This window comes from Limnobacter sp. CACIAM 66H1, from assembly GCF_001601825.1.
Taxonomy (GTDB): Bacteria; Pseudomonadota; Gammaproteobacteria; order Burkholderiales; family Burkholderiaceae_B; genus Limnobacter.
The window spans coordinates 39160-51746 of sequence record NZ_LUJK01000008.1 but is presented as its reverse complement, the minus strand read 5'-3'; the positions used below and the strand labels follow the sequence as shown (position 1 = coordinate 51746).

Here is a 12587-nt window from a genome sequence, read left to right as displayed (position 1 = left end):
ACGCCCCTTGAGTATTAACTGGACTGACTGTTCGCCTGAGCCTTGATTTCGGAATCACGCGCCTGGGCGGCCACTTTATCAAGCACACCATTGACGAATTTGAACGCATCGGTACCGCCAAAAGTTTTGGTTAACTCAACAGCCTCGTTGATCACCACTCGGTAAGGAATTTCAACGTGCGTATTCATTTCATGACTGGCCAGCACCAGCACAGCTTTTTCAACCGGACTGAGTTCGCCCCACGGGCGGTCGATAAATGGCTGTATTTGGTGCATCAAGTCTTCCAGATGGTGAACCGAACCATGCAAAAGAGATTCGTAGTGCTCCCGATCGGCCTTGTCGAAACCAGGAGCATCCCGAATGTGCGCATCCACTTCACCCACTTCTGTGGGATTTAAAAACCACTGATACAAACCCTGCAAAGCCAATTCACGAGATCGACGGCGAGCGTTGCGAGTGTGCCCTTGCCTTTTGCCCGAATCGGGCTTGCTGGCTTCACTCATCGTCTTCTTCCTCATCATCTGCGCCAGGTAAATTGTCATCCAGCGTCATCATCAAATTACCCATTTCCACTGCACAACGAGCCGCATCGACACCTTTGTCCTCGATTCGCTCTATGGCTTGGTCCTCGGTGTAGGTAGTCAACACCATGTTGACTACCGGCACATCGTGAGCCAAGGCGACGCTTGAAATGCCGCGAGCGCTTTCTCCACACACAATCTCAAAATGGTAGGTGTCGCCCTTGATCACGGCACCCAAGGCGATCAGTGCATCAAACTCGCCTGAGAATGCCAAACGCTGCAAAGCGATTGGAATTTCCATCGCACCAGGCACCGTAATGTGCAGAATGTCTTCATTCAACACGCCCAAGCGCAGCAATTCGCTGCAACAGGCGGCCCAAAGGCCATTGGTAATTTCTTCGTTGAAGCGGGCCTGAACCACACCCACACGAATGCCATCGCCGTTCAAATTAGCAGGCACACTTCCTGGACTGTTGCTCATTTCGTTTCTCCGTTGACATAACCTGATACTTCCAAATCAAACCCGGTCATGCTTGGCATTTTCCGTGGTCGGGACAGCAATTTCATTTTGTTCACACCCAGGTCGCGCAATATTTGCGCCCCGATACCATAGGTACGCAAGTCAGGGTTGGATCCCGCGCCTTTGCGAGCGGTTGTACCGCGCTGTTCGATGTCGTCAAGCGAAGCGAACTGCCCCAACAAACGGTCTGAGGACACATCACAGTTCAGAAGCACAATAACGCCCGCTCCCTCGTCCACTACTTTTTTCATGGCGGCAGGAATTGAAAAGGAGTGTTCTGACAAATTCACTTCGAGAAAATCGATTAGTGAGGTGGGTTCATGGACTCGCACCAAAGCCTCAGTGTCCGGGTTCAATTGGCCATACACCAGGGCAAAGTGTGCGCTGCCTGTGGGCTTGTCGCGGAAAGAAATACATTTGAACCGGCCCTGCACGGTGTCAATGACACGTTCGTGCATGCGCTCGATCAGTGACTCTTTGGTGCTGCGGTACTGAATAAGATCCGCGATGGTGCCGATCTTCAAGTTGTGTTCTTTGGCAAACTCCACCAAATCAGGCAACCGGGCCATGGTGCCATCGTCTTTCATGATTTCACAAATGACGGAGGCAGGACTAAGGCCAGCCATGGCAGCCAGATCGCAACCCGCTTCGGTATGACCAGCTCGCATGAGTACCCCACCATTTACCGCGGTCAGGGGAAAAACATGACCAGGTTGTACCAGGTCTTCTGGCTTGGAGTTCTTGTTCACCGCGATACGAATGGTGTGGGACCGATCGGCCGCAGAAATACCTGTGGACACACCTTCCGCTGCTTCGATGGAGACGGTGAAATTGGTACCGTGAGAGGAGCCGTTGGCTGCAACCATAGGACGCAAACCAAGCTCGCGGCAGCGGGCCTCGGTCAATGTCAGGCAAATGAGACCACGACCATACTTGGCCATGAAATTGATGGCCTCTGGCGTAACAAAGTCGGCGGCCAGCACGAGATCACCCTCGTTTTCACGGTCTTCCTCGTCAACGAGAATGACCATGCGACCGGCACGCATTTCTTCAACGATTTCGTTGACTGGACTGATTGACATGGCTTTTAAACTTTACGGATTGATTGAATGGGCTCTATTGTAAGCCCTCAAGCGCCATTCACGCACGCACAGCAGTAGAAGGACTACTCCCCAAATTGAAAACCACAGGCGATCGCCCCACTTTGCAAAGAAGGTTTGCCCCAATCGGCCTTCGATTTGGCCCGACCACAGCAGAGCCTGCCCAGGTTCAACACGGTAGATCCATTGCCCCTGCTCGTTCACAATGCCTGAAACACCTGTGTTGGTGACGCGCAATCCTGGCTTGCGATGTTCAGCCGACCGAGTGCGCCCCATTTGGGCATGCTGATCAAGCGCCCAAGACTGGCCAAACCACGCAAGATTGCTCAAATTCACAAAAATGGAGGGCTCTTGGGTGGAATTGGCGACCAGCCCGGCAAACTCACCGCTAAAAATATCTTCGTAACACACGGTGGAGGCTAGAGCGTTGCCATTGACCAAAAAGGGTTTTAGCGGCCCCGAGCCAGAGGTGAACTCTCCCATGGGCATGTTCAACATCGCCACAAACCACTTGAAGCCAAGCGGAATAAACTCACCAAACGGCACCAGATGCCTTTTGTCGTGGCGTGTTTCAGGCACCTCAAGCGCCTCCAGTGATTCATCACCTTGAAACATCACGATTGAATTGAAATACTGCGACCCCTCTTGAATGGCCGACCCCATGATCACTGTTGTCTCGCCCGGGGTAGCAAAATCACGAAAGGTGGTACGCCATTCAACCGGTGTGTCGGTCCATACCAATGGATTCACGGTTTCTGGAAAAACTAGCAAACCGCCCCCCTGATTCGCCAGCTGCTCCTTGGCCAGTTCCCCCAAGGCAAATGCTTTTTGCATGTTGGACACAATCAGATCAGGATCAAACTTGATACTTTGATCAACATTGGTTTGAACACCAACTACACTCAGCGGACTCGCAATTTGGGTTTTGACAGGAACCTGTACCAACACCAGCAAACTGCCCAGCACTGCTGCGGCAGCCAGCATAGTGTTAAGCCGGCGCTTGAAAGCAACAGACAGGAGAAGGTGAGCAAACAGCATCAAGACAAACAAACTGCCGTAACTCCCCAACCAAGGCAACAGGTTGGCAAAAGGAGAATCCACAAGAGCATCGCCCAGCCCAAGCCATGCGAAACCAGTCATGAATGTGCCCCGGGCCCACTCGAAAAAAGTCCACAATGCAGCCCAAAGCGAGGCGTTGAACGCCGCACCTGGCAGCGATTCAGCCTCCAGAGTGGCGAAGCGATCGTATAACCACAAAGCCAGCGCAGGGAATACTGCGAGGTAAAGGGTAAAAGCTGCGACCGCGACCCAAGCCAGCATGGAGGGCAAACCGCCATAAGTGTGCAGGCTGATGTGCAACCATGACACACCGAAGCCATATGCCGACCATCCAAATGCCAAACCTACAAGCCAAGGTTTACCGGTTTTCCGTGCGACAAAAGGCAACAAGGCAAGTAACAGCAAACCAAGCCACCAAAGTGAATGGGGGGCAAATGACAACACCCAAGGCACTCCCAAGAGCGCACCAGCAAAAAAGGAGTACATCAATTGGGCCTGTCGGAGTCAGCGTTCTCGGTCGATGAATGGGTATCTATATCGTCGGGTGCGGGTTCAATTTTCTGAACACGAAGCAAGTGAACTTGTCTGGCGTCGGCACGCAGTACTTCAAAACGAAAAGGCGGTAACTCAACTACATCACCACGCACAGGCAGACGGGCCAGTTCGTCGGTTAACAAGCCCCCAAGAGTATCGGCATGTTCGTTTGAAAACGCGGTTCCGAATGTGTCATTGAACTGTTCAATCGTCGTCAGCGCCTTGACGCGGTATAAACCCAATTGGTCCCCGCCGAGGCTCACGATATTGTCAGCTTCTTCATCAAAGTCATATTCGTCTTCAATGTCGCCCACAATTTGCTCAAGTACATCTTCGATTGTGACCAAGCCAGCCACGCCACCATATTCATCAACCACCAGCGGAATGTGATTTCGGTTCAGGCGAAAATCATGGAGCAATACGTTCAGGCGTTTACTCTCGGGAATAAACACTGCAGGGCGCAGCATGTCGCGCAAATTGACTTCCGAATTGGCATGAATGCGCAGCAGGTCTTTGGCCAGCAATACACCGATTACATTGTCCCGCTCACCCTCGTACACAGGGAAACGGGAATGTGCTTTTTCCACTGCGAAAGCCACGATTTGGTCGATGGAGTCTTCCGCGTTGATCGCATCCATCTGCGCGCGGGGCACCATGATGTCGCCCGCAGAAAGGTCACTTACCTGCATGACACCCTCAATCATTGAGAGTGCATCGGCGTCCAGTAGGTTTCTTTCATGGGCCTGTTGCAACACTTCCAAGAGTTGCTCCCTGTCCTCAGGCTCACGAAGTAGCAACGAGGAAAGGCGTTCAAGCAGGCCCCGTTCTTTTTTATTGGGGACCTGCGACGGACTCGGTTCTGACATACGGGAGGATGAACCTCTGTAAACAATAACGGCTCAAGGATAACCGAAAAAAATGACGGATATCAGGCAGCCATGATCGGCACCTGCCCGCGCAATGAATTGGGATAGGCCTCGACGATGTCCAACTCAACAATTTGCCCTACCATGCGGGCACTACCAGCAAAGTTAACTACCCGGTTATTCTCAGTGCGGCCCGCCAATTCAGTGGGGTCTTTTCTGGATGGGCCTTCGACCAAGACCTTCTGGCGTGTTCCAACCATTGATTGACTAATGCTTGTGGCGTGATCCTGAATGGTTTTCTGCAATCGTGCCAGCCGCTTGAGCTTGGTGATCTGGTCTACTCCGTCCTCCAAGTCAGCAGCAGGCGTGCCAGGGCGAGGACTGTACACGAAAGAAAACGAGGTATCAAAGCCCACTGCGTTGATCAAATCCATCGTTTTCTCGAAATCGGCTTCAGTTTCACCAGGAAAACCGACAATAAAATCGGACGACATCGAGATATTGGGACGAATTTCTCGGAGTTTACGAATGATCGACTTGTATTCAAGTGCGGTGTATCCCCGTTTCATGGCCGCGAGAATGCGATCCGAACCCGCTTGAACAGGCAAATGAAGGTGATCTACCAGCTTGGGCAGCTTTGCAAAGGCTTCAATCAGGCGCGGGCCGAACTCTTTGGGGTGCGAGGTGGTAAAACGAATGCGCTCCACCCCCGGCACTTCAGACACGTATTCAAGCAGCAGGGCAAAATCGGCTATCTCGTTTGTATCGCCCATTCTCCCGCGATAAGCATTCACGTTTTGCCCAAGCAAGTTGATTTCTCGAACACCCTGATCAGCCAAATCAGCAATTTCCATCAGTACGTCCTCGAACGGGCGGGAAATCTCTTCACCGCGTGTGTAGGGGACCACGCAGAAACTGCAATACTTGCTGCAGCCTTCCATAATAGACACAAACGCGGTGGCGCCTGTGTTTTTGGCCAGTGGCAAATTGTCAAACTTCTCGATTTCAGGAAAAGAAATGTCCACCTGCGGTCGGTGTGTATCCCGACGCTGCCTGATCAATTGCGGCAATCGGTGCAAAGTCTGAGGACCAAATACCACATCCACATAAGGAGCGCGCTCTACAATTGCCTTACCTTCCTGACTGGCCACGCAACCCCCAACGCCAATAATCAGGTTGGGGTTGGATTTTTTCAGGTGTTTGACACGGCCCAGGTCGCTAAACACCTTTTCCTGCGCTTTCTCTCGCACCGAACAGGTGTTAAACAGAATAATGTCTGCATCATCCGGGGTATTTGTCCGCTCTACTCCATCAGAGCTACCCAGCACATCAGCCATTTTGTCGGAGTCATACTCATTCATCTGGCAGCCAAAGGTTTTGATGAAGAGCTTTTTCTTGGAAGTCATGGTTTGCCTAAAATATGCCACCATGAAGCAGGCCGGTTTCAGAATTGAAACAGGAGGCAACACGGGGACGTTGTAATTCGTTGCGCGTTGACGCGGATTTTACTTGCATCCCTTGCTAAAATGAAGACTTCATTGAAAAAACTCAGGATTGGTGCGTAGTAATGCCAAATCAACCTCCCCGCTTTACTGGCCTTCCCGGCTTTCCAAGCCTCCCGAAGCTGCCTTCTCTGGATGCAGTCATTGGCGAACTGGACAAAGCATTGAAAACTTTGGCCGCAACGCCTGTGGCACAACGGCCCAACCCAGCCGGACAAACCTGGCCGGTAGAGCAACTCAGCGATTCAGACAAAGAACAGGTAATTGGCCTGATGCGTGTAAACCACGTGGGGGAAATCTGCGCACAGGCGCTTTATCAGGCTCAGGCACTGGCCAGCAAGGACCCTGAAAAAAAGGCTTTGTTTGATCACGCTGCCAAAGAGGAAGCCGACCACCTGGCATGGACCCAAGAGCGCCTGGACCAACTGGGTGCGCGTCCCAGTCTGTTGAACCCATTTTGGTACGGTGGTGCATTTGCTTTGGGATTTGTCGCGGGCACACTGGGCGACAAAGTGAGCCTCGGTTTCATGGCTGAGACCGAGAGGCAGGTTGAAAAGCACTTGAATGACCACTTGGGCAAACTGCCCGCGGGTGATCAGAAATCAAGGGCAATTCTGGAACAGATGCGCCAGGACGAGATTGAACATGGGCAAACTGCAATCGATCAAGGCGCTAACAATTTGCCGATGCCAGTGAAACTGGCCATGACCGCAATGTCGAAGGTCATGACCACACTGGCACAAAAAATTTAATCTTCGATAATTTCGTGCGTAAACACCAACTCAGCTGTTTTGCCAAGCATGGCGGACGCTGAGCAGTACTTCTCATGAGACAACTTGATTGCGCGGTCAACCAAATTGGGCTTTAGCCCCCGCCCGATCACCTGAAAATGAAAGTTGATCTTGGTGAAAACCTTCGGCGCCTCTTCGGCCCGCTCGGCGCTCATTTTCACCTTGCAATTGCGAATATCTTGACCGCTTTTGCGCAAAATCAACACCACATCATAGGCAGTACAGGCACCGGTGCCTGCCAAAACCACTTCCATAGGGCGAGGGGCCAGGTTATTACCGCCACCGTCCGGGGCACCATCCATACACAACATATGTCCACTGCCTGTCGTGGCTACAAATGACATGCCGGGTAACCCCGACCAGCTAACTTCGGCTTCCATAAAACTCCTTATTTATGATTAATCACTCATTATGCGTTGCACAATATTTGTTGAAAAGAAGTTGAAAAATTGCTCTATTTTAATAATTCCGCTTAACAAATAACCGGTCAGTCACTATTAATCTTTGCAAGATATTGTTTTTATTATATTTTTTTAAACCACTTTTGAATTGTGGAATAAGTTGCTTTTTTCGGACAACAAAAACATACTCTTGCGCCGCAACAGAAAACTCTCTAAAATTCGAATTGTAGTCACTTGAATGAACCACGTACCACGGGTCGCAGAGTTTCACTCAGGTGCAAGATTGTCTCCTCCACCCTCCTCCTTTGGTGGATTAAACCCAAGCACCTCACAGTGCTTGGGTTTTTTTTATCCAACATCCAAAAAAGTTTAACCGAAAGCAAAAAACTTTGCTAAAATTGCGGGTTACCTGTTGGGAGAGCCCTTCGGCTGCAGACCGGCATATTAATTGCTGGCTGCATGTACAAGTAGGGAGACAGGTAAAAAGCACTTTTTTATCTTTAAGGAAAAATCATGAAAACCTACTCAGCGAAACCCGGTGAGGTTAAACAAGAGTGGTTTGTGATCGACGGCACCGACAAGGTGTTGGGACGTGTAGCCAGTGAAGTTGCACGCCGCCTCCGTGGTAAGCACAAACCTGAATTCACACCGCACATCGACACAGGCGACTTCATTGTTGTTGTAAATGCCGGTAAATTGCGCGTTACAGGCACCAAAGGCCTGAACAAGAAGTATTTCCGCCACTCTGGTTACCCAGGCGGTATTTACGAAACGAACTTTGACAAGATGCAGGAACGCTTCCCTGGCCGCGCGCTGGAGAAAGCTGTGAAAGGCATGTTGCCAAAAGGTCCTCTGGGCTACGCGATGATCAAGAAATTGAAGATCTACGCTGAGGCCGAGCACCCGCATTCCGCACAACAACCCAAGCCACTTGAAATCTGAGGTGAACCATGATTGGTGAATACAATTACGGAACCGGTCGCCGCAAAAGCTCAGTGGCCCGTGTTTTTATCAAGAAAGGTACTGGCCAGTTCATCGTGAACGGCAAGCCTTTGACTGAATACTTCGCTCGTGAAACAGGCCAGATGGTTGCTCGTCAACCCTTGGTACTGACCGAGAACGTTGAAACTTTTGACATCAAGGTAAACGTGCGCGGCGGCGGCGAAACTGGCCAGGCTGGCGCAGTTCGCCACGGCCTGACACGTGCCCTGATTGACTTCGACGCCGAACTGAAGCCAACTCTGTCCAAAGCAGGTCTGGTTACTCGTGACGCTCGTGAAGTTGAACGTAAAAAAGTGGGTCTGCGTGGCGCGCGTCGTCGCAAGCAGTTCTCCAAGCGATAAACCAGCACCAAGCTGTCATATCGTTTACACCCAGCAGCCCTCCCAGCTGGGTTACAATCGAAAGCCGCACAAATGTGCGGCTTTTTTTCTTTTCAGCGCAAGGAATAATCATGATCAAGGTAGGCATTGTTGGCGGAACCGGTTACACAGGCTCTGAACTTCTTCGCCTTTTGGCCCTGCACCCGCAGGCTGAACTGAAAGCCATCACCTCCCGCGGCGAGGTCGGACAGCCGGTCGCAGACATGTTTCCAGCACTGCGCAAACGCGTGAACATTGCCTTCACAGAACCTACCTTTGAGTCTTTAAAGGATTGCGATGTGGTGTTCTTCGCCACGCCACATGGTGTGGCCATGGCCCAATCGGCTGAACTGGTGAATGCCGGCATTCGCGTCATCGATTTGGGAGCAGACTTTCGCCTGAAAGACACCGCCGAATTCGAGAAATGGTACGGCATGCCTCACTCCGAGCCAGACCTGCTGGGCCAAGCCTGCTACGGCTTGGTTGAATCGGCGCGTGCGGAAATCAAAAAAGCGAAACTCGTGGGCTTGGCGGGTTGCTACCCCACTGCCGTGCAGTTGGCTCTCAAGCCTCTGATCAGTGGGCCAACGCCTTTGATCGACGAAAACAGCATTGTCGCGGATTGCAAATCGGGCGTGTCCGGCGCAGGTCGCAAAGCAGCGGTGGGCTCTTTGTTCTCTGAGGCGGCTGAAAGTTTTAAAGCGTACGGTGTGAGTGGACACCGCCACTTGCCAGAAATTGAGCAAGGCCTTGAATTGATTTCGGGCCGAAAAACCCAAATTACCTTCACGCCACATTTGGTGCCTATGGTGCGTGGTATTTTGGCCACCACCTATGTGAGATTAAACGATCTGGGCAAAAGCACTGATATTCAATCTTTGTATGAACAGCACTATGCCAGCGAATACTTTGTGGATGTGATGCCCAAAGGCTCACTGCCTGAGACCAAATCCGTGCGCGGCTCCAATTTTGTGCGCATCGCACTGCACCGCCCACAAGGTCGCGACACGCTGGTGATCGTCTCGGTGATCGACAACCTGGTGAAGGGTGCGGCTGGACAGGCTGTTCAGGCCATGAATGTGATGTTCGATTTGCCAGAGCATATTGGGCTGGAGCAACTGCCACTGGCACCCTAATGTAAGGATTTCCCGGTTTGAACCCCAAGAAAACCCATCATTCACGTCGAACCCTGTTACCAGGAGTGCAACGTTCATCCCGGTTTGCGTTCGCTTATGGCCTGCTGCTTGGCCTGTCCGTTCTTGGGGTCTGTGCGGCTTACGCAATGTGGGGTCCTGCAGACAACGCCATTCAAAAACTTTTCTCAACCCAGGAAATTGAGGTGCTCAATGAGCAACTGACTGAACTTCAAACGAAGACAGCAGAACTTCAAGACGAAATATCCCGTACCAATGAATTGGTAAAACTGGACAAAGAGGCCCGCAGCAAACTCAACCTCCTAATTACGAATCTTGAATCTGAGAATGCGAAATTGAAAGAGGATTTGGCGTTTTTTGAAGGATTCATACCTGGAAGCCTTCAGGGCGCCATTTCACTCAAGCGGCTTCAAGTGAACAAAGACACGGTTCCGGATCAATACCGTTATAAAGCACTCGTGATCCAGGGTAGCCAGCGCCCCGAGGTGACATTGAATGTACAGGTGTTGATTAAAGTGTTGAACAAAGGGGAATCCAGTGTCATAGTTTTACCGAACGCTGAATCTTCCGAAGACCCCCAGTTCAAAATCAAACTGACTCGTTTTTCAAGGGTATCGGGCATGTTTTCCCTTCCCGAGGGCAGCAGATTGCAAAGCGTTGAAATGAGAATTCTGGAAGCAGGCGCTATTCGCGCGCAGTCCACCATCAAACTTTGAAGGGGTTTTAAAAGCATGTTCTCGAAAAAAAATACAAAGCGGCTGCTGCCAATCCAAAGCCTGGTGGGCGCAGACATGATTCTTAGAGGCGATTTGCGCTTCAAAGGCGGCCTGCGCATTGATGGCGAAGTGGACGGCAATGTGATTGCAGACGAAAGCGCACAGTCACTGCTGGTGATTTCCGAAACCGGCAAGGTACGAGGCAGCGTGCGCGTTGGGCATGTCGTAGTCAGTGGCCTGATCGAAGGTCCGATCGAAGCCAATCAGCTTCTGGAGCTACACCCTTCCGCAAATGTCTCGGGTGACGTAAGATATAGGGCATTGGAGATGCATCCAGGTGCGGTCGTAGACGGTACCTTGCACCATGAGAGCGAAGAAGTGATGCCAGGTAAGCTGGCCTTGGCTTCAAGCAAGTAATTCCAGCAAAAAGGCAGGACAAGATGGACGTAACTACAGAACAACCCAGCGTATTGGTTTTCACTGACTCAGCCGCGGCCAAAGTGCGCGACCTGATCAATGAAGAAGGCAACCCCAACCTGAAACTGCGCGTATTCGTGCAAGGTGGTGGCTGTTCCGGTTTCCAGTACGGTTTTACTTTCGATGAAGACGTGAATGAAGACGACACGGCCTTGGACAAAGGCGGCGTAACTTTGTTGATCGACTCCATGAGCTACCAGTACCTGACTGGTGCCGAAATTGATTACAAAGAAGACATTAACGGCGCGCAGTTCGTGATCAAGAACCCAAATGCGACCACTACATGCGGTTGCGGCTCCTCGTTCTCTGTTTAAAACAGTTACGACATCAACAATAACCCACCCTCGGGTGGGTTTTTTATTGGCTCAATGACAAAACACCACACGCAAACAATTGTCCCCACTACTTCTTTTCCCTGATTTCGCAATCATCGCCCTGGGCTACTTGCTGCGCCGTTTCTGGATGGCGCCTGCCGCCTGGGTCACCATAGAAAAACTGGTTTACTTTGTGTTGTTTCCATGCCTGCTTTTTTTCTCGGTGGTGTCGAGCAATTTTGACGTGAACACAGTTGGGGCTTTTGCTCTGGGTGGGCCTGTAGTCATATTCACGGCATTTTTGCTGGGCTGGTCAGGATTGCTCTTCAGCAATATGGGGCGCGTGGACTTTGCATCAGGCCTGCAAACGGCGTACCGGTTTAACTCCTACATTGGTTTGGCTTTGGCCAGTCGCTTGGGTGGCCAATCGGCGGTGGCCAATATTGCGATTTTGCTGGCGCTGGGTGTGCCACTGTGTAATGTATTGGCCGTGGGCACCATGAGCAAAGGCGGTCGTTTGAGCGCGTTTGTGGATATTCTTAGAAATCCGCTGATTATTGGGACCTGCCTTGGGATTGCAGCGAAATTGATGGGCTTGCAGGTGCCTGAACCGGTCATGCTGACTCTAGAGCGATTGGCACAAGCAGCGGTGTCGCTGGGCCTGCTGGCGGTAGGGGCGGGCTTGGTATTCTCCGGCTTGAAAGGCAATTGGCCGGTATCGGTTTGGTGGCTATTTGTGAAACTGTTGGTGTCACCTTTGGTGGCGGTTCTTTACGCTCACTTCACCGGGCTTGGGCAAGAACAGACCATGGTGCTGCTGGTATTCTCTGCCATTCCCTCTGCATCGAGTGCCTATATTCTGGCGGCGCGCATGGGCGGAAATGCACCACTGGTGGCTTGTCTCATTTCGATGTCGACGGTGGGGGCTGCTATAACCTTGCCTTTGGTGTTTGGGCTGGCGCAGCGTTTCCCCTTGTAATAAAGCTTGTTTGTTGGGCCCGCTTAGCTTGGGTTCCGGTCTCTCGGTGCTGGTTCATCGCCCAATCGGCTTGGGTTCTGGTCTCTCGGTGCTGGTTTATCACCCAATCGGCTTGGGTTCCGATCTCTCGCCAGAAAACCTGTTTCTCCCTTGCTGAGCCTCGCGATGCCTGAGAACGGCCCTCCTAAACTGCGGGTCGGGTCCGTTCTCTGTCGCCCATATTGGGCGACACCGGCCCAGCTCGGCACGCAAGGGCAGGTTTTCTTGAAGGCGAGGCGATCGAAACACCGCC

At 51.7% G+C, this 12587-nt stretch carries 15 protein-coding genes; 8 read left to right on the top strand and 7 right to left on the bottom strand.

What is annotated here, in order from left to right:
- Window positions 1–14: 14 nt before the first annotated feature.
- The 6 genes from nusB to miaB form a co-directional block, all read right to left on the bottom strand.
- Window positions 15–503 (bottom strand): transcription antitermination factor NusB, encoded by a 489-nt coding sequence (gene nusB / locus A0129_RS04040; protein ID WP_291712627.1) that lies wholly within the window; start codon window positions 501–503, stop codon window positions 15–17.
- Window positions 496–1002 carry a 6,7-dimethyl-8-ribityllumazine synthase gene (gene ribH, locus A0129_RS04035; RefSeq protein WP_138518661.1) on the bottom strand — a complete coding sequence of 169 codons (507 nt, stop codon included), beginning with the start codon at window positions 1000–1002 and terminating at the stop codon, window positions 496–498. The genes nusB and ribH overlap by 8 nt, the downstream gene beginning before the upstream one ends.
- A complete protein-coding gene (gene ribBA, locus A0129_RS04030) occupies window positions 999–2123 on the bottom strand; it encodes a bifunctional 3,4-dihydroxy-2-butanone-4-phosphate synthase/GTP cyclohydrolase II (RefSeq protein WP_291712625.1) in 1125 nt (374 codons plus the stop codon). Before ribBA ends, ribH begins: the two co-directional genes overlap by 4 nt.
- 12 nt (window positions 2124–2135) lie before the next feature.
- Complete coding sequence (gene lnt, locus A0129_RS04025; protein WP_291712623.1) at window positions 2136–3686, bottom strand: apolipoprotein N-acyltransferase; 1551 nt, start codon at window positions 3684–3686, stop codon at window positions 2136–2138.
- Window positions 3686–4600 (bottom strand): HlyC/CorC family transporter, encoded by a 915-nt coding sequence (locus tag A0129_RS04020; protein WP_291712621.1) that lies wholly within the window; start codon window positions 4598–4600, stop codon window positions 3686–3688. Before A0129_RS04020 ends, lnt begins: the two co-directional genes overlap by 1 nt.
- 62 nt (window positions 4601–4662) lie before the next feature.
- Window positions 4663–6006, bottom strand: coding sequence for a tRNA (N6-isopentenyl adenosine(37)-C2)-methylthiotransferase MiaB (gene miaB / locus A0129_RS04015; protein WP_291712619.1), 1344 nt, complete (start codon window positions 6004–6006; stop codon window positions 4663–4665).
- 161 nt (window positions 6007–6167) lie between these two features.
- Here miaB and coq7 point away from each other — a divergent pair, with 161 nt between their 5' ends.
- On the top strand, window positions 6168–6854 hold the full coding sequence (coq7, locus tag A0129_RS04010; protein WP_291712618.1) for a 2-polyprenyl-3-methyl-6-methoxy-1,4-benzoquinone monooxygenase: 687 nt from the start codon (window positions 6168–6170) through the stop codon (window positions 6852–6854).
- Here coq7 and A0129_RS04005 read toward each other — a convergent pair.
- Window positions 6851–7273 (bottom strand): OsmC family protein, encoded by a 423-nt coding sequence (locus A0129_RS04005; protein ID WP_275271504.1) that lies wholly within the window; start codon window positions 7271–7273, stop codon window positions 6851–6853. The genes coq7 and A0129_RS04005 overlap by 4 nt on opposite strands.
- A gap of 534 nt (window positions 7274–7807) precedes the next feature.
- Here A0129_RS04005 and rplM point away from each other — a divergent pair.
- The 7 genes from rplM to A0129_RS03970 all read left to right on the top strand — a co-directional run bounded on the left by rplM (window position 7808) and on the right by A0129_RS03970 (window position 12295).
- Entirely contained in the window at window positions 7808–8236 is a 429-nt protein-coding gene (gene rplM / locus A0129_RS04000) for a 50S ribosomal protein L13 (RefSeq protein WP_008251461.1), read from the top strand.
- Window positions 8237–8244: 8 nt separating this feature from the next.
- On the top strand, window positions 8245–8637 hold the full coding sequence (gene rpsI, locus A0129_RS03995; RefSeq protein WP_105027036.1) for a 30S ribosomal protein S9: 393 nt from the start codon (window positions 8245–8247) through the stop codon (window positions 8635–8637).
- A 110-nt stretch (window positions 8638–8747) separates the two neighbouring features.
- Window positions 8748–9791, top strand: coding sequence for an N-acetyl-gamma-glutamyl-phosphate reductase (gene argC / locus A0129_RS03990; RefSeq protein ID WP_291712616.1), 1044 nt, complete (start codon window positions 8748–8750; stop codon window positions 9789–9791).
- A 17-nt stretch (window positions 9792–9808) separates the two neighbouring features.
- Window positions 9809–10525, top strand: coding sequence for a DUF6776 family protein (locus tag A0129_RS03985; RefSeq protein WP_291712614.1), 717 nt, complete (start codon window positions 9809–9811; stop codon window positions 10523–10525).
- 15 nt (window positions 10526–10540) lie between these two features.
- Entirely contained in the window at window positions 10541–10942 is a 402-nt protein-coding gene (locus A0129_RS03980) for a polymer-forming cytoskeletal protein (protein ID WP_105027039.1), read from the top strand.
- Between the two features lie 23 nt (window positions 10943–10965).
- Window positions 10966–11316 carry an iron-sulfur cluster insertion protein ErpA gene (gene erpA, locus A0129_RS03975; RefSeq protein ID WP_008251471.1) on the top strand — a complete coding sequence of 117 codons (351 nt, stop codon included), beginning with the start codon at window positions 10966–10968 and terminating at the stop codon, window positions 11314–11316.
- Between the two features lie 79 nt (window positions 11317–11395).
- Window positions 11396–12295 carry an AEC family transporter gene (locus tag A0129_RS03970; RefSeq protein WP_291712612.1) on the top strand — a complete coding sequence of 300 codons (900 nt, stop codon included), beginning with the start codon at window positions 11396–11398 and terminating at the stop codon, window positions 12293–12295.
- Window positions 12296–12587: the final 292 nt, after the last annotated feature.